Origin of the sequence: Paenibacillus ehimensis NBRC 15659 (assembly GCF_004000785.1) — a bacterium.
Taxonomy (GTDB): Bacteria; Bacillota; Bacilli; order Paenibacillales; family NBRC-103111; genus Paenibacillus_G; species Paenibacillus_G ehimensis.
In genome coordinates, this window is sequence record NZ_BILX01000028.1 from 55,746 (window position 1) to 72,101 (window position 16,356).

The 16,356-nt window shown below is 55.8% G+C and carries 14 protein-coding genes; 4 read left to right on the forward strand and 10 right to left on the reverse strand.

Going from position 1 to position 16,356, the window contains the following annotated elements:
- Nucleotides 1–28 precede the first annotated feature (28 nt).
- The 10 genes from mglC to isdC form a co-directional block, all read right to left on the reverse strand.
- Nucleotides 29–1,039 carry a galactose/methyl galactoside ABC transporter permease MglC gene (gene mglC / locus PEH01S_RS17395; protein ID WP_127487005.1) on the reverse strand — a complete coding sequence of 337 codons (1,011 nt, stop codon included), beginning with the start codon at nucleotides 1,037–1,039 and terminating at the stop codon, nucleotides 29–31.
- 33 nt (nucleotides 1,040–1,072) lie between these two features.
- On the reverse strand, nucleotides 1,073–2,581 hold the full coding sequence (locus PEH01S_RS17400; protein ID WP_127487007.1) for a sugar ABC transporter ATP-binding protein: 1,509 nt from the start codon (nucleotides 2,579–2,581) through the stop codon (nucleotides 1,073–1,075).
- A gap of 89 nt (nucleotides 2,582–2,670) precedes the next feature.
- Nucleotides 2,671–3,726, reverse strand: a complete 1,056-nt coding sequence (locus PEH01S_RS17405; protein ID WP_025847498.1) for a galactose ABC transporter substrate-binding protein — start codon at nucleotides 3,724–3,726, stop codon at nucleotides 2,671–2,673.
- A gap of 488 nt (nucleotides 3,727–4,214) precedes the next feature.
- Nucleotides 4,215–5,015, reverse strand: coding sequence for a class B sortase (gene srtB, locus PEH01S_RS17410; protein WP_281281486.1), 801 nt, complete (start codon nucleotides 5,013–5,015; stop codon nucleotides 4,215–4,217).
- Nucleotides 5,016–5,030: 15 nt separating this feature from the next.
- Nucleotides 5,031–5,801 carry an ABC transporter ATP-binding protein gene (locus tag PEH01S_RS17415; protein WP_127487038.1) on the reverse strand — a complete coding sequence of 257 codons (771 nt, stop codon included), beginning with the start codon at nucleotides 5,799–5,801 and terminating at the stop codon, nucleotides 5,031–5,033.
- 1 nt (nucleotide 5,802) lies between these two features.
- Nucleotides 5,803–6,786: a FecCD family ABC transporter permease gene (locus PEH01S_RS17420; protein WP_127487009.1), complete on the reverse strand. Its 984-nt coding sequence runs from the start codon at nucleotides 6,784–6,786 to the stop codon at nucleotides 5,803–5,805.
- A 28-nt stretch (nucleotides 6,787–6,814) separates the two neighbouring features.
- Nucleotides 6,815–7,717, reverse strand: coding sequence for a heme ABC transporter substrate-binding protein IsdE (gene isdE / locus PEH01S_RS17425; protein ID WP_127487011.1), 903 nt, complete (start codon nucleotides 7,715–7,717; stop codon nucleotides 6,815–6,817).
- Nucleotides 7,718–7,813: 96 nt separating this feature from the next.
- Nucleotides 7,814–11,500, reverse strand: coding sequence for an NEAT domain-containing protein (locus PEH01S_RS17430; RefSeq protein WP_164827901.1), 3,687 nt, complete (start codon nucleotides 11,498–11,500; stop codon nucleotides 7,814–7,816).
- Nucleotides 11,501–11,618: 118 nt separating this feature from the next.
- Nucleotides 11,619–12,089 carry an NEAT domain-containing protein gene (locus PEH01S_RS17435; RefSeq protein ID WP_025847509.1) on the reverse strand — a complete coding sequence of 157 codons (471 nt, stop codon included), beginning with the start codon at nucleotides 12,087–12,089 and terminating at the stop codon, nucleotides 11,619–11,621.
- 21 nt (nucleotides 12,090–12,110) lie between these two features.
- On the reverse strand, nucleotides 12,111–12,836 hold the full coding sequence (gene isdC, locus PEH01S_RS17440; protein WP_246062968.1) for a heme uptake protein IsdC: 726 nt from the start codon (nucleotides 12,834–12,836) through the stop codon (nucleotides 12,111–12,113).
- 407 nt (nucleotides 12,837–13,243) lie between these two features.
- On the opposite strand from isdC, the gene PEH01S_RS17445 reads away from it, so the two are divergent.
- The 4 genes from PEH01S_RS17445 to isdG are packed head-to-tail and all read left to right on the forward strand — an operon-like array spanning nucleotide 13,244 to nucleotide 16,327.
- A complete protein-coding gene (locus tag PEH01S_RS17445) occupies nucleotides 13,244–14,200 on the forward strand; it encodes an ABC transporter substrate-binding protein (RefSeq protein ID WP_127487042.1) in 957 nt (318 codons plus the stop codon).
- An 11-nt stretch (nucleotides 14,201–14,211) separates the two neighbouring features.
- Nucleotides 14,212–15,207: a FecCD family ABC transporter permease gene (locus PEH01S_RS17450; protein WP_127487015.1), complete on the forward strand. Its 996-nt coding sequence runs from the start codon at nucleotides 14,212–14,214 to the stop codon at nucleotides 15,205–15,207.
- Nucleotides 15,207–16,019, forward strand: a complete 813-nt coding sequence (locus PEH01S_RS17455) for an ABC transporter ATP-binding protein (protein ID WP_127487017.1) — start codon at nucleotides 15,207–15,209, stop codon at nucleotides 16,017–16,019. Before PEH01S_RS17450 ends, PEH01S_RS17455 begins: the two co-directional genes overlap by 1 nt.
- A complete protein-coding gene (gene isdG, locus PEH01S_RS17460; protein ID WP_025847517.1) occupies nucleotides 16,007–16,327 on the forward strand; it encodes a heme oxygenase in 321 nt (106 codons plus the stop codon). Before PEH01S_RS17455 ends, isdG begins: the two co-directional genes overlap by 13 nt.
- Nucleotides 16,328–16,356 lie beyond the last annotated feature (29 nt).

The window sequence follows — 16,356 nt, forward strand, 5'->3', positions numbered from 1 at the left end:
CCTATGCGACAAGCTTTTTGCGACTTCCTTATTTTTTCGCCAAATACTTGCGAATATCAAATGCGACGGCGGCTACGATGATCAGCCCTTTAATAATAAGCTGCCAATACGGGCTGACGCCGATGAAGGTCAAGCCGTAGTTGATGACGCCGAAGATGAGCACCCCGGCCAGCACGCCCGGCACGGTGCCGATCCCGCCCGCCGTCGATACGCCGCCGACCACGCACGCGGCAATCGCGTCAAGCTCGTACATGTTGCCGTAGTTGTTCGTCGCGCCGCCCGTGCGGGCCGCCTCCAGCACTCCGCCCAAGCCGTACAGCGCGCCTGCGATCGCATAAATATAGATCAGGTTGCGCTTGACGTTAATCCCGGAGACGACCGCCGCCTGCATGTTGCCGCCGATGGCGTACATATTTTTGCCGAGCCGCGTCTTATTGAAAATGATCCAGACGACAAAAGCGACGACAATCGCGATGATGACGATATACGGCAGCGAATACGGCCCGTTCGGACCGATAAAGCCGGTGCCGATCGTTGTGAAATCCTGGCGCAAGCCGGCAATTGGCTGCGATTCGTTCGGCTTCAAGTCGAAGTAGATGGAGTTGGCCCCATAGACGATGACCATCGTACCAAGCGTTGCGATGAACGGCGGCACGCTCAGCTTGGATACGATCCAGCCGTTGATCAAGCCGACGAGCAGCCCTGCGGCAATCCCGATCAAGATCGGCGCCCAGACCGGCAGTTCCGGCATGTCCGGGAAAAACCGGCGCGGGTAATCGGCCGTCTGCAGCATCGAAGCGGACAACACCGCTGTCAGCCCAACGACGCGACCCGCGGACAAGTCGGTTCCTCCCGTAATCAGCACGAACGCGGCTCCCAGTGCGATAATGGCGCGGGTCGAGTTTTGCAGCAAAATGTCCCGCAATATATCGACCGACAGGAACCGCGGATCGGACGCCGCAATGCCTGCTACAAGAAGGATCAGAACGATATAAATGGCGTATTGTGTAAAAAAATGATTCAGCTTTCCCGTCTTCATGAGCCCGGTTCTCCTCCTTCGCGATGTCCTCTTCTAGTTGGCGGCAAGCCGCATAATTTCTTGCTCGGTAGCCTGCCGCCCGTCCAGAATGCCCGTCAACCGGCCCTCCGACATGACCATAATGCGGTCCGACATGCCTAGCAGCTCGGGCATTTCCGAGGAAATCATAATGATGCTTTTGCCTTGCTTGGCCAGATCGGCGATGATCGTATAGATCTCGAATTTGGCCCCGACGTCGATGCCCCGGGTAGGCTCGTCAAGCAGCAAAATGTCCGGCTCGGTCAAAAGCCACCTCGCCAGCAGCACCTTCTGCTGGTTGCCGCCCGACAAATTTTTGATCAGCTCCTTAATCGAAGGCGTCTTGACGCGCAGCTTCTCGACGCTCCCGGCGACTTCCGCACGCCCCTTCCGCTCGTTCAGCAGGAAGAACGGATTGATATACCGGTCCAGATTGGCGATCATTGTATTTTCCAGAATCGACAGGACAGGAAAAATGCCCGTCACCCGCCGCTCTTCGGTCAGCAGCGCGATTTTGTGCTTCTTGGCGTCGATCGGCGATTTGATCTTGACCTTGCGTCCGCGGAGGCTGATCTCGCCGGAGGCGACCGAGCGCAGCCCGAACAACGCTTCGATCAGCTCGGTGCGCTGCGCGCCGACCAGGCCGCCGACGCCCAGAATCTCGCCCTGCCGCAGCTCGAACGATACGTCCCGGAACGATTTCGGAAAAGGCGAGGTCAGCTTCTCCACCTTCAGCAGCACGTCGCCGGGCTTGTTGTGGCGATCCGGGAAGCGCTCCTTCAAGTCGCGGCCGACCATGCGGGAGATGATGAGATCCGTCGTCAGCTCGGGCGCCGGCCACGTGCCGATCAGCCTACCGTCCCGCATGATGGTCACGTCGTCGGAAATGCGGAGTATTTCCTCCATTTTGTGGGAAATATAAATAATGGATACGCCTCGCCCACGCAGCTCGTTAATGATTTTGAACAGCTGCTCCACTTCGTTGCCTGTCAGCGAAGACGTCGGTTCGTCCATCACGATCACTTTGGAGCGGAAGGAGACGGCTTTGGCGATTTCGAGCGATTGAATTTTGGATACGGACATCGAGCCCACCAAGGCGTTCGGATCGATATCCATATCCAAATCCCGAAGCAGCGCAAGCGTGTCCGCATGCATTTTTTTCTCGTCGACGAGTTTAAACGGCCCGAGCCCCTTCACTGGAAAACGGCCGAGCCAGAGGTTCTCCATCACGTTGCGGTGCGGTACCGGATACAGCTCCTGATGGATCATCGAGACGCCCAGGCTCAGCGCATCCTTCGAATTGTTGATCTGCACCCGCTGGCCGTCCAAGAGGATCTCGCCGCCGTCCGGCTTGTATATCCCGAACAGGCATTTCATCAGCGTGGACTTGCCTGCGCCGTTCTCTCCCATCAAGGCGTGCACCGTGCCCGGGCGCACCTTCAAGGTGACGCCGTCCAGCGCTTTGACGCCGGGAAATTCCTTCGTAATTCCGTTCATTTCAAGCAGATACCGGGTTTCCGTCATGCCAAGGCCCCCTTGCGTAAGGATGCGCGCATACGGCAAAGGGGCAACGTCCGCAGCCATTGCCCCTTGCCGCTCGGCCGGGTAGCCGATTATTTCGCGTCGTTTATGTTTGCTTTGGTGATTTTTTTGTAAGAGATCCAGACGTATTTGCCGTCGGTAATGTCATAGCCTGTATTCTCTTTGGTCGGCGTCTGGCCTTGTGCGAGCACGTTCGCGATGCTGAACGTCGCTTTCCCCTGGTTCTTCGCGTCGTTCAGCACGGTGCCGAGCAGCGTGCCTTCTTCGAGCGCTTTGAGCGCAGGCGCCGTGGCGTCAACGCCGACGACCGGAACGTATTTGTTGTCCTTGAAATAGCCCTTCGCCTTCAAAGCTTCGATCGCGCCAAGCGCCATGTCGTCGTTGTTTGCAAAGACGGCTTCGATTTTGTCGCCATGGGAGGCAAGGAATGCGGCCATCTTCTCCTGGCCTTTGACGCGGTCCCACATCGCGGTGTCTTCCGCCAGCTTCTCCACCTTGATGCCGGCATCCTCGACGGCTTTGATCGAGAACTTCGTGCGCAGCTCGGCGTCCTGGTGCCCCGGCTCGCCCTTCAGCATCACGTATTGCAGCGCGCCGTCCTTGTTTTTGTCCGCTGCAGGGTTCGCTTTGAAGTAATCGACGATGAGCTGGCCTTCCATCGTGCCGGACTGCTCCGCTTTCGCGCCGACGTAGTATACCTTATCCCATTTCTTCATGTCGTCGGCCAGCGGCTCGCGGTTCAGGAACACAACAGGGATATTCGCGTTTTTCGCCTTGTCGATGATGACTCCGGCTGCGGTGCGGTCGACCGGATTGATGGCCAGCGCGTTGACCTTCTTCGTAATGAACAGATCGACTTTATCGTTCTGGGTCGGCTGGGAGTTCTGGCTGTCGACGATATCCGCCTTCGCCTTGCCTTCGGCCGCTTGGGAAATCGCGTTCCGTACACCCGTCATGAACGTATCGTCAAATTTGTAGATGGCGACGCCGATGGTCGGATTTTTGGCGGCACCGGCATCGGGCTTCGCGGCTCCTCCGCCCGCAGGGGCATTGCCGGAGCTGGCACACCCGACAGCGGTTGTAAGCAGGGCTGCCGCGACGATCATGGATACAGCTTTCTTTTTCATAACATCTGACCTCCTGTTTTTAAGAGCTTCTTTCGGTAAGGGGCACTGCCGTGCGACGTTACGTTATGTTATGTTAGCTACGTTCCCATTATCTTGGATTTCCGGAAAAAAACCCATTCAAAATTCTCATGTGTTCTATCGAAATCCTCATGTGTTTGGGGAGGTGGACGCAAAGAAACGTCCTTCGAATTTCAAAGGACGTTGAGGCTGTTGAGAAAGTGGCGATTGAGGGAATAGAGAGTTACACGAAGGGGGTGGGGTATCTACTTCCGGTCGCTGTTGTCCGCGGGAAACTTTGATTGAAGCCGCTTAGCAGCGGATGTTTCCCGCAGACAAAGGCGAACGCTATCGCTCCTCCAGTAGATACCCCACCCAACGTATGATTCTCTATTTTTGTCAAAACCACTTTCTCAACAATCTATTAAACGCCCTTCGGATTCAAAGGACGTTTCTTCTATATAGGCTAGGGCTAGGGCTTGGCGAGCCTTTCAATCTTGCTCGATTAGTTTGGCATGGATTACAAGCCTTCCCTTCGCGGGATCGAGCGTGTAGTCGCAGGTTGAGAGCGTCAAAATGCGGTCATCCGCCCCGAGGACGGTGTCCGTTTTGTACAAAGATCGCTCCTGCAGGGTCTGCAGGAAAGCCTTGTATTCCCGTTCGCTTTCGAATCCGGTCCGGATATAATCTAAGTCCGCAGTTGCCGGATAGACGGAGAAAACTTCGGCCCGGTAGCTGTGATACAAGGTATCGTATTGAAAAACAAGATTTTCTCTAAAAAAATCTTCTTTAAGAAATTTCTTCAAATCTCCGAACATGGAGCCATCTTTCATGCGATGGCCGTAAATCACGGTGTTCGGCTGAACCTTGCCGATATCGTTGCGGAAGTCGAGGAAAATGCTCCCGGCGCCCGACTCCTCGCCCTTATAGTTCCGGTTCAAATAATAGGCGTTGTCTTCCCCTTGGACGACCGGATAATCGATCGCCGTATTCCCGATTCGGATCCAACCGGCCACGTCCGGATTCACCTCGAGCAGAGCCTCAAATTGAGCGCGGGCTTCCTTGGGGGACTCCGTCTGCGGGGCCTCACGCTTCGGGACTTCTACGGGATCGTCCGGAGGCTCCACAGCTTCAACGCGAGGGTAGCGGGGCTCTGCATGCCCATACAACTGCCGGGCCTCGGCCAGGACGACCCGGTTGTCATGGTAGCTTTGGAGAATACCGGTTAGCTCGTACCCGGAAACCAGCATCAGTCCCAAGCAGAGCGGCGTCAGCCATTTTCGAACGTTCAACTCATCACCTCGGCATCAAATACCGACCGGAATCATGTACAACCCGGCAGCTTTTTCATGCTTGACGACCACATCCACGCCATAGATCGCCTTGATCGAAGCTTCCGTAATGACCTCTTCCGGCGGTCCTTGCATTTGAATCTCGCCGTGCTTCATCACGATCAAGCGGTCGCTGTACCGGATCGCCTGATTGATGTCGTGCAGCACCATGACAATTGTCAGGCCGTGAACGGCATTCAGCTTTTTGATTAACTCCAGCAGCTCAATTTGGTAATAAATGTCAAGAAAAGTGGTCGGCTCATCCAAAAACAACATCGGTGTGCTTTGCGCCAAGGCCATCGCTACCCAAGCTCGCTGCCTCTCGCCCCCGGACAATTGATCGAGCGTCGCCTGACGCTTTTCCAGCAGGTTCGTGCAGGACAGCGCCCACTCGACCGCCTTGTCGTCCTCCTCGCGGTGCGGGGCAAGCATGCTCCGATGTGCGATCCGGCCAAAGCCCGCCAGCTTCTCCACGGTCATGTCGGAGGGCGCGTCGTTCTGCTGGTGGACGACAGCCAGCTTCCTGGCCAGCTCCTTCGGCTTGTAGCTGCTAATCGCTTTGCCGTCCAGCACGACCTGCCCGCTGTGCGGAGCGTAATTTTGCGACATGACTCCGAGCAGCGTCGATTTGCCCGATCCGTTCGGGCCGATAATGGTCGTTATTTTGCCAGGCTCGATCCGGCCGGTCACCTGCTTGAGCTGATCGCGCTTCTTGTCATACGAAAAGCTGACATGATGAATTTCCAACTTAATGTCCATGGACCCGATCACTCTTCCTAAGCAGAAATATCAAGAAAGGTCCCCCGATCACCGTCATAATAATCGAGGCCGGAATTTCGGCAGGCGCCAGCACCGTTCGGCCGAGCGTGTCCGCCGTCAAGATCAACAAAGCCCCAGCCAGGGCGGAAAACGGAATAAGCACCTTATGATCCGAGCCGACGAGCTGCCGGGCAATATGGGGAACGAGCAGCCCGACAAAAGCGATAAGTCCTCCGATAGCCGTAGCGACGCCCGCCAGCAGGACGGCGACGGCGGAGATCAGCAGCCGGGCGCGCGAGACGGGAAGGCCGACGTTCCGTGCCGATTTATCCTGCAGCGCAAGCACGTTGCACCAGGGGCACAGCAGCAGCGAGAACGCAAGACCGGCGGTGCCGTACATGAGCATCACTTCAACGTCGCTCCACGTTTTCAAGGGAAATGTAGACGTCGTCGCCTGATTGACGCTGGTCACCGCATAGCTGCCTCTATAGTTAAATGATTGTCCCAAGCCGGTAAACATCGCATTGATGGCGATCCCTACAAGAATAATCCGAATCGGACTAAGGCCTGATTTCCAAGAGAACGAATAGACCAGAAAACATGCCAAAGCGCCGCCCATAAAAGCAAAAAACGGCAGCCAGAAAAAGAGGCCCGGGAATAAGGAAACCATCAGGATGGAGATAAACCCGGCTCCCGAAGAGATGCCGATCACGCCGGCGTCCGCAAGCGGGCTCCGCATCACGGCTTGCAGAAGCACGCCCGATACCGCCAATGCCGCTCCGACGAACAGCGCTACGATGATCCGGGGCAGACGCAGATCGCGGATGACCTCCACTTTTTTGTTCGTGCCGGTAACCAAGCCTTGAACCAGCTCAAAGCCGCCGACCTTGATACTGCCTGCCGTTGCGGATACGATGACCATGACGACGAGCAAAAGGATGACGGCAACCAGGCTCCAAATCGTTTTGTTCATGTGCAAACGTCCTCTGTCGCTCCATAGTTTACGGGTACAGCATGTTCGTCACAACGTCCAGCGCTTCGATCGCCGCCAGATTTCCCGTTGTTCCGAACAATCGTTCCTCCAGATCGTACACCCTGTTGTTTTGTACCGCATCGAAGTGTTTCCAAATATCGTTTTTCTTAAATTCTTTATCGAACATTTTGACGACCTCCTCCGGCATCCCGTGAGCCGCCCGCAAAATGACGTCCGGGTTCGCCTGCTGAAGGTATTCCGTATTGGAGGCCAAATACTCCACTTTTTCGCCCTGTACGACGTTTTCCCCCCCGGCCAGCTTCACCAGATCGCCAATGTACGAGTTCTCCGTCGCCACCAGATAGCTGCCCGGCACGCCAAGCAAAATAAGCACGGATGGGGACTCTTTGCCCGCGATCCGCTGCTTGATTTCGGCGAGCTTCTTGTCGTATTGGGCTACGATGGCTTCGGCCTGCTTCTGCCGGCCGTATTTGCCGCCCAACGTTTTGATGGCCTCGTTCATTTTGCCCAGACTGGTCAGATCGAGAAAGCTCGCTTCGATCCCCGCATTTTTGAAGACCGGCTCCAAGTCGTATTGCAGGGTCGTCACGGACAGCACGTCCGTCGGATCGAGCGACTTCACAAGCTCCATGTTCGGGCTCATCGGGTTGCCGACTTGAGGCAAGGACGCATACCGCTTGGGCAGCTCCTTGTAGCTGGTCGGAATCCCGACCAAATCGACTTCCAGCGCATCCATAATTTCCGCAGCCGCCACGGTCGTGGCGATGACCCGATGCTCCGGCTGCTTCTTTGCTTCTTCCGGGCCTGCGTTCGCAGCAGCGGTACCATCGGTGTTCGCCTTCGCCGAGCAGCCTGTTATGAGCAGCAGGAGGACGATTGCAGCGCTTAGCCCTCTGCACCATTTGCCCATCCTGGCGATTCCTCCTTTCCTTCGGTCACTTCAAAAATACCGAGGACGCCGGTCGCCCGGCATCCCCGCTCCTCCAGATTTTTGCTGAAGCCGCAATTACTTGACGTGGTTCAGCATTTTCAACACCAGGTGCACCGCTTCAACCCGGGTCACGTTCGCCTGGGGCGCGAAACGGTTGTCGTAACGTGCGCCCACGAGATCGAGCTTATGGGCCGCTACAATGTAAGGCTGCGCCCATGGCGCAATCTGTCCGGCATCCGCGAACGGAAGAGACACATTCGCTGCAGGCTCGATTTTCAAGGCGCGCACGATCATGACGGCGATTTCGGTCCGGCTGACCTTCCGGTCGCCTGAGAACGTTCCATCCGCATAACCGCTAATGATGCCCGAGCTCACGACGCCGGCCAAGTTCTCCTTGGCCCATGCGGGAATGCTGTCGAGGTCGGCGAAGTTCAATTCGCCCTGCACCCCTTTCAGCTTGAGTGCCCGGCTGATCATCGCTGTCACTTCGGCCCGGCTTGTCTCGTTGTCCGGACGGAACGTGCCGTCCTCGTAGCCGTTGACGATGCCGAGGGCCGCCGCCCGCTCGATCAGAGCTTTCGCCCAATGATCTTCAATATCGGTCAGCTTCGCAGGGGCGATCGCCTCTACCGCAGGCTTGGCTTCCGCTTTAGGCTCTTCCTTCGTCTTCTCTTCTTCTTTCTTGACAGGCTTGATGCTGTCAAGATCGAACGTCATGTCTACGGTGTACACCCGATTGTATTTGTCCGGCCAATCCAGCTTGATCCGGACTTTTCTCATGCCGGCGTCCTTCACTTCAAACTGGACGACCCGCGTATTTTCTTGTTCGTTGGACGATACCACTTTGACGTCGGCAAACGGATCGGCATCCTTCTCAACTTGATCCTGCTCAACCTGGATCATCGGCATTTCTTTGCTTTTGTTCACGGTGAAGGTCACGAGCTTCTTGCCGTCCTCCTGAACCGTCAGGTTAGCAGGATGCTTCACCAAATCGTTGATGAACGATTTCTTCGGCGCATTCTTGTCTGCTTTCTTATCCGCTTTAGTGTCTTCCGTTTTCGCCAGCTCCGAGCCGACTTCCGTGTCAAGCAGCGCATAGTCCATCGTATACTCGCCGGCCTTCAGCGATTCGGGAAACGGCTTGGCGTTCAGAACCTTGGACAAATTGCCGTTAAGCTCCTTAATGCTGCTTTTGTCGAACGCAATGTGCACGTCATAAGAATGGAAATAGTTGAACGCCGCCCAATCGACCTTGACCCAGCCCTTCACTTTATCATCCAGATTCGGCACTTGGAATTTCACGATCCGCGTATTCTCTTTCTCATCGGTGCTGACGACGGCTGTGTCGGTCAGACTTCCGCCCTGCTCGACCTTGAACTCGGTAATTTCCTTGCTTTGCTTGAGCACCATCGAGACCGTTTGCGTACCGCTCTCCACTTTTAAGGTGCCCGGCGTTTTCACGTAATCCTGCATGACGGATTTGGTATTCGTACCATACTTCAACACTTTAAAATCAATGCTGTACGTGCCGTCGGCAAGTCCGTTCGGGCTTTTGGCCGGCACGTTCGGGTTTACCTGCCCCGGTCCTCCCGGCGATGCAGACACAATGTTGTTCAAAGCGATACGGAACGAACGCTCCTCTGTTCCGCTATCCTTCGCTGCTGTCAGCTTGACGAGGTAGGTAGCGGTCAAATCTTCGATTTCGTATCGGACATCTGCTGCGCCTGCAGCTAATGTGCGGACGGCTTCAGGCTCCGGCGACGTCGGCGCTTGCTGCGCCGGAATCTCCTGAGCTGTGCCGTCGGCGCGCAGGAGTTGGAAATTCGCAATCGTCACGCCGTTTTTCCGTTGGAGCGAGAGGAATTTCTTCCCGTCTTGAACGGTTAATTTCCCGGTAGGTTCAAGATAAGAGCTTACGGACGAGCCGAAACGGTCGCCGGAAATGACGACGAGCTCGAAGCCGTACTGTCCGTTCGCGACGTCTACCGGGCTGCGGGGGCTTGTCACGACCGCAGCTTTAAATCCGGCAATCGCCGCCTCCAAAGCGCTTGCGGCCTGATCCACCCGCCCTTGCTCCGCCTCGTCCAGACCGGCTGTGGCTTGGGCCTGCCGGATCGCCGTATAGATCGCGTTCTTGGCGCCGACGGCGTATTGGCCCGGGAACGTTCCTTCGACCGCTGCGTTATGCAGCGCCTCGGCCTCCGAGATCAGCGCGTTCAGCCTCCCTTTCTCGACCGGACCCGCTTGAATGGCGAGCGTATGCCAGCTGTCGTCTACCTTGAGCTGCCCGTTATGGTTGTTCACGACGACGTCGTTTAACGTAACAAGCGCATAAGTCGCCTGGGTCACCGATTGCGCTTGAAAGGTAAGCGTGATGTACCGATTGTTCACCGGCAAAGGCTGCACCCCTTCATCCAAGCTGGTCGACAAGCGGATTTGTCCGGGCGCGATCTCGGATTGCTCCGTAAGGCGAAGGCCGTTGATCAGCGGGGACGCTTCAACCAACTTCAGCTTGGCCGGATCGAAGCCCACCGTCAGCCCTTGCGTGTACACCTGCTCGTATACGCTGTTCGTCACGCCGCTCACTCCGAACGTCAGCTTCAGCTGCTGACCGGCTTTCACGGCCGCAGGACCTGTCAGGTCGGAGGACGCGATTTTCTCGGCGCTTGCGGAGTCGAGCTTCAAGCGGATTTTGTGCGTTCTTTGGTAAGGCTGTCCGTTGTACGAGGTCTCCACCCGCACTTCGGCGTTCACGAAGGCGCTCAGATCGCTTACTTCAAATTCCACCACCCGGGTATCTTCCGACGCATTGCGGCTGACGACGGCGGCATCGAGCAGCACGCCGCCCTGCTCCACCTTGAATTGCGGAATGATCGAGCTCTGCTTCACCGTGAAGGATACCTTCTTGCGCCCCTGCTGGACCGTAAGCTTGCCCGGTTTAGCCAAGTACGAATCCATGCTCGACGTCTGGTCCGCCGTCGCATGAAGCGCCGTAAACGGAAGGCGGTATACACCATCCTTCGCCGGATCGGGATTCGTGGTATGGACCGATGCCTTGAACGCATCGAGCGCCGCTTGCAGCCCATCCGCCGCCTTGTTCAGCTGCGCCTGCGTAGGCGATGCGCTGTCGGCAACCGCCTTGGCTTGAGCAATCGCGGTGCTCAATTTGCTCTTGGCGTCTGCGGGATACTGCCCCTTCAGGCTGCCTACTACGGCGGCATCATGCGCCGATTGCGCTAGAGCGACAAGCGCCGTCAGCCGGCTCTTGTCTCCGGGCTCAGCCACGAGGGTGTCCGTATCGAAAACGATGCGCACCGTATAATAATTGTCGTAAACAAAGTCGGGCATGCCCGGCAAGCCCATAATTTTCACGTGGATCTTGGCATTCAGCTTGGCCGACAAATCCGGCACCTCGAACTTCACGACTCTCGTATTCTTGACTTCGTCCCGGCTTACGACTTCCGCATCAACGAATTGTCCGTTGTTCTCCGTCTTGAAATATTGCCACCAGCTGCTATTCAGCAAAGTCAAGGATGCGAATTGCTTCCCGTCCTTCACTTCCAGCTTGGCCTGGACCGGCTTCGGAAGGTAATCGTTCACCATCGATGGCTCGTCCTTATCTTCCTTCAGCACGGTAAAACCGATCGTATAGCTGCCCTCCTCAAGCGAGGGAGCCGCACCGGCGGGCGGAATTCGGACCGCAGCGAGAAATACGAAGACGATTAAAAAAACGGATAAAGCTTTCTGTACTGTCCTGCTCAAAGTCATAACGCTCCTTTGTAGTCTCGTAAATAAACCGGGGATCAAGCTCCCCTTGCTTTCCTGGCCGCAGCGGATTACAGGTGCTTCCTAGCTATAATGACGCGCCTGGATGACTTGCTTATTGCGGTTTAATGGTGCTCGTATTGTACTGAATTTGAACGTTGTACTTGTGATCGTAAGGGAATGGCAGCGTTGTAATTTTCACATGCGTATACACGTTCGTTTTGGCCGTCAAATCGGATACCGGGAATTTAACGACGCGGGTGTTGGCCGCCGGATCCGTGCTTACCACGGTCGCGTCAACGTAGCTTCCGTTCTGCTCGGTTTTGAAAAATTGAATCCAATCGCTGTTTTTCAACGTAACCGAGACGAATTTGCTGCCGTTGATCACTTCCAGCTTAGCCGGCTTCTGGAGATAGCCGTCCATGGTGGACGTTTGGTTGGTTTGATCCTTCAACACGGTGAATTCAATCGTATACGTTCCGTCCGCAAGCGCAGGGTTGGCTCCGGCCAGCGGGGCCTGAACGAAGGTCAGCAGCGCAAACATCATCATAAATACGGCGATGGCTTTGGTAAATTGCTTTCTCAAAGGGATTCTCTCCTTTAGGGTCTAATGGTTTTGGAGGCTGCGGACCAGATAGCATGCTGAAATAAAGAACAAAGCTGTAAAGAAAGCAAGAGGGGCTTCATCCCCGGTTTGCGGGTTGTCGGCGGACAGCATGATTTTGTCCACCGGCTGCTTGGCGGCTTCGGCTGCCGGCACAGGCTTCGCGCTTGCCGCCGGAGCTGTCGTCCCGGCCTTAGCGTCTTTGTCGGCGCCGGTCTTCTCCGCAGCCGGAGCGCCCGCTTTATCGGAGGCTGGTTTGGCCGCCGATTCGACTTTCTTTAACTTCTTCGTATCGAACATAAAGCGGATCGTATAGTCATGGTCGTAGTTAATCGATTCGACCGTCACATGAATTTTGGAAAGCATCGGCTTGGACAAATCGTCAAGCTTGAATTCGACAACTCGGGTGTCTTCCTTCTCGTCGCTCTTGATCACTTTCGCATCGGCAAAACCGTTTTTGTCCGGCACTTTGAACATGGTGATCCATTTGCTGTGGTTCATTTGAATTTGCGCGGTGATTTCGCCCTTTTTCACCTGCAAGGTAGCCGGCTTCTCGAAATAATCGTTCGCCATCGAAGCCGACTCGTTCTCCGCTTTGACAATGGTGTAGTCAATCGTATACGTACCGTCGGCCAAATCGGACGCAGCTTGCGCTCCCGGCGCAAAGAACAGGCTCAGGATAAACGCCAGCGTTAAAAATAAGGAGGGTAAAGCTAATGACCTTTTCACGTTGTACGGGCTTCCTTTCCGGTTTATTTGCGTTGCTTCAATGATAATCATTATCATCAATATTGATTATCATTCTCAATTAGAACTCAAAAAAAATGATCCCTTTCCGCTTATTCTGTTGTTCTTTTCGAAATTTTCTGAACATTGCACCCCACCTTTATTTGGTTTTTGGAAATATTTAGACGAAAATTTGTCCGACAGGTTGATCTTATTCCAGTTTCAAGGAAATTGTCAACCCATATTATTGGCAGGAACCAAAAATTTGGTTATTCCATCGCCTCAGAAAATAAATTTTGGATAAATTCCCCAATCCCCATTGACAGTGAAAGTGATAATCATTATCATTTGTAATCGATCATAGATTATCATATCCGGCTCCGCCAGATGGGAGGACGCAAGTGAAACGAATGTGGCATATAGGCATGGCCGTTCTGCTGCTCGGGGCGGCCGGATGCAGTCCGGGGCCATCCCCAGGGAGCGGCGTCACGGCTGCACCGTCCGAGGCGAAGCCATCCGATACGAAGCTATCCGTTCAGGATTTTGCCGGACGCAGCGTGACCTTCCCTGCCGTCCCGACCAAAATCGCAGCCCTAAGCAACGGCGATGTGGATATTATTTATGCGCTGGGCGGCAAGGTCGTGGGACGGCCGACGTCGGCAGGACCGGCGGCCGTCAAAGAAGCGGCCGGCGCGGAGCAGATCGGCAGCACCCACGGCATCGATCTCGAAAAAATCGCTGCGCTGGATGCGGATGTCGTGCTCGGCAACCACCCCTTGAACACGAAGGACATCCCTTCGGTCGAAGGCATCGGCTCCAAAATGCTGCTGACCTCCGCCAATTCGATCGACGAGATCAAGAAGCAGATTACCTTGTTCGGCCAACTGCTGCGGAAGGAAGACAAAGCCCGGGAGCTGAACGAAAGCATCGATGCGAAGCTTAAGGAAATCGGTTCCGGTTCGACCGGCATCAAGCCGAGGGTCTTGCTCGTTTACGGCGCTCCGGGCACCTACATGGCTGCGCTGGGCAGCTCCTTAAGCGGCGATATTCTGGCGAAGGCCGGAGGGGAAAATATTGCGGCGGACTACCCGAAGCTGGAAAGCTACCCGCAGTATGCGCAATTGAACACCGAAAAAATTATCCAGTCGAACCCCCAGCTGGTTCTGCTGATGAGTCACGGCAATCCGGAGAAGGTCAAGGACGGATTTCTGAAAGAAATGCAGCAAAATGCCGCCTGGAACAGCTTGGACGCCGTCAAGCATAACCGCGTGGAGGTTCTGCCGTCCGACCTGTTCGGCACGAATCCCGGCACCCGGGTCATTGAAGCGCTTGACCGGCTGAAAGCCTTGCTTCAAGCCGTGAAGTGAAGTGACGCCCGATGAATAAACAACAACGCCTCTTCAGAAGAAAGCTGCTATGTATTGCGACACCTCTCCTTCTCCTCGCCGTCGCTTTCCATGGCATCGCCTACGGGTCCGTCTCGCTGTCGCTTCAGGAGGTATGGACGGTTTTTACGGCAACCGGTCCGCCTGCGCATGAAAAAATCGTCATGAATCTCAGAGTCCCCCGCGTGCTCGTCGGCATGCTGACCGGCGCATGTCTGGCCGCAGCCGGTGCGCTGCTGCAGGGCGTGATGAAGAATCCGCTGGCCGATCCGGGCATTATCGGCGTCTCGGCGGGCGGCGGGCTTGCCGCCATCATGGCGATGATCGTGTTTCCGCAGCTCAGCTATTTGCTGCCCGCTCTGGCCTTTCTGGGAGCGCTGATCACCTCCGTCGTCATCTATGCGCTGGCTTGGAACAAAGGGGCCTCGCCTCTCAAAATCATTTTGGCGGGCGTCGCGATCAATGCGCTGCTGGGCGCCGTGACCAACGGGCTGATGGTGACGTACAGCGACCGGGTGCAAGCCGTTCTGCCCTGGCTGGCGGGCGGGCTCAGCGGCCGCAGCTGGCATCATCTGCAGTTCATGGCGCCCTACGCCATCACGGGGCTGGCTTTGTCCGTCCTTGCGATCAAGCCGGCCAACCTGCTGCTGCTCGGAGACGATGCCGCCAAGCTGCTGGGGCAGAAGGTGGAGGTGCAGCGCCTGCTGCTGATCCTGCTGTCGTCCTTATTGGCCGGGGCAGCCGTCAGCGTCGCCGGGCTGGTCGGCTTTGTCGGTCTGGTCGTGCCTCACGCCATCCGGCTGCTGGCCGGCGAAGATTACCGCTTTCTCCTTCCGCTGTCCATCGTGGGAGGCGCAGCGCTTGTCGTGCTGGCCGATACGATCGCGCGCTCGTGGTTCGATCCGATCGAGCTGCCTGTCGGCATCTTGCTCGCAGGTCTGGGAGCGCCGTTCTTTTTATTTTTGCTGAAGAAACGGGGAATCGTGTGATGACCGTTACCGCTATCCATACGGACCATATGGAATTCCAGGTCGGCGCCTTCCGGCTTCAGGACGTTACGGCGTCGATCCCGGAAGGGAAGCTGACGGCTATCGTAGGGCCCAACGGCTCGGGAAAATCCACTTTGTTAAAAATCATTGCACAATTGCTGAAAGCCGATCACGGAGAGGTGTACGTTCATAACCGGCAGGCCAAGACCTATAAATCGTTGGAGTTCGCCCAAACCGTATCGATGCTCACCCAATCCAAAGGCCAGCTTCCCGAGCTGACCGTGCGGGAGCTGGTCGCTTACGGCCGCTCCCCGTACAAACGTATGTTCGACCGCATGACGGCGGACGACGAGCGGATTATCGATTGGGCGCTGGACATGACGGGAACCGGCAAAGCAGAGCAGCAAATGTTCCACACTTTATCGGGAGGTGAGCAGCAAAAAGTCCGGATCGCTATGGCCTTGGCCCAAAAAACGAACATCCTGCTGCTGGATGAGCCTACCACTTACCTGGATCTCGCCCATCAGCTCGATGTGATGGAAATGCTGCAACGGATCAATCAAACGTACCGGCTGACGATTGTTATGGTGCTTCACGATCTTCAGCAGGCCGCCAACTATTGCGATTATCTCATTGCGATGAAGCGCGGGCGCGTGGTGGTTTCCGGAAATCCGAAAGAAATCATCTGTCCGCAATTTTTGCAGGACGTGTACTCAATCGAAGCCAAAGTCGCCTTCGAAGACGACTATCCTGTCATCATCCCGATTCGAAAAGCCTGTAAACCTAAGGAGGAAAATATATGGTCATTGTAACGAATACGTCCCACATCACGAAGGGCAACGCCCATAAGCTGATCGAACGGTTCGACAAGGTCGGGAAAGTGGAATATATGGAGGGCTTTCTCGGTCTGGAGGTGCTGCTGACGGAAAATACGCCGGAATACGACGAAGTGACAGTAAGCACCCGCTGGAATAAAAAAGAGGATTTTCAAGCGTGGACCCGCAGCGAAGCGTTCCGGGAGGCGCACTCCCACCGCGGAGGCATGCCGGATTATATTATTTCCAACAAAATCTCGTTCTATGACGTCAAAATCGTAAGACAGCCCATCGCCGCCGGCTGATGATGCAGGAGAGAGCGACCGCTCATGCG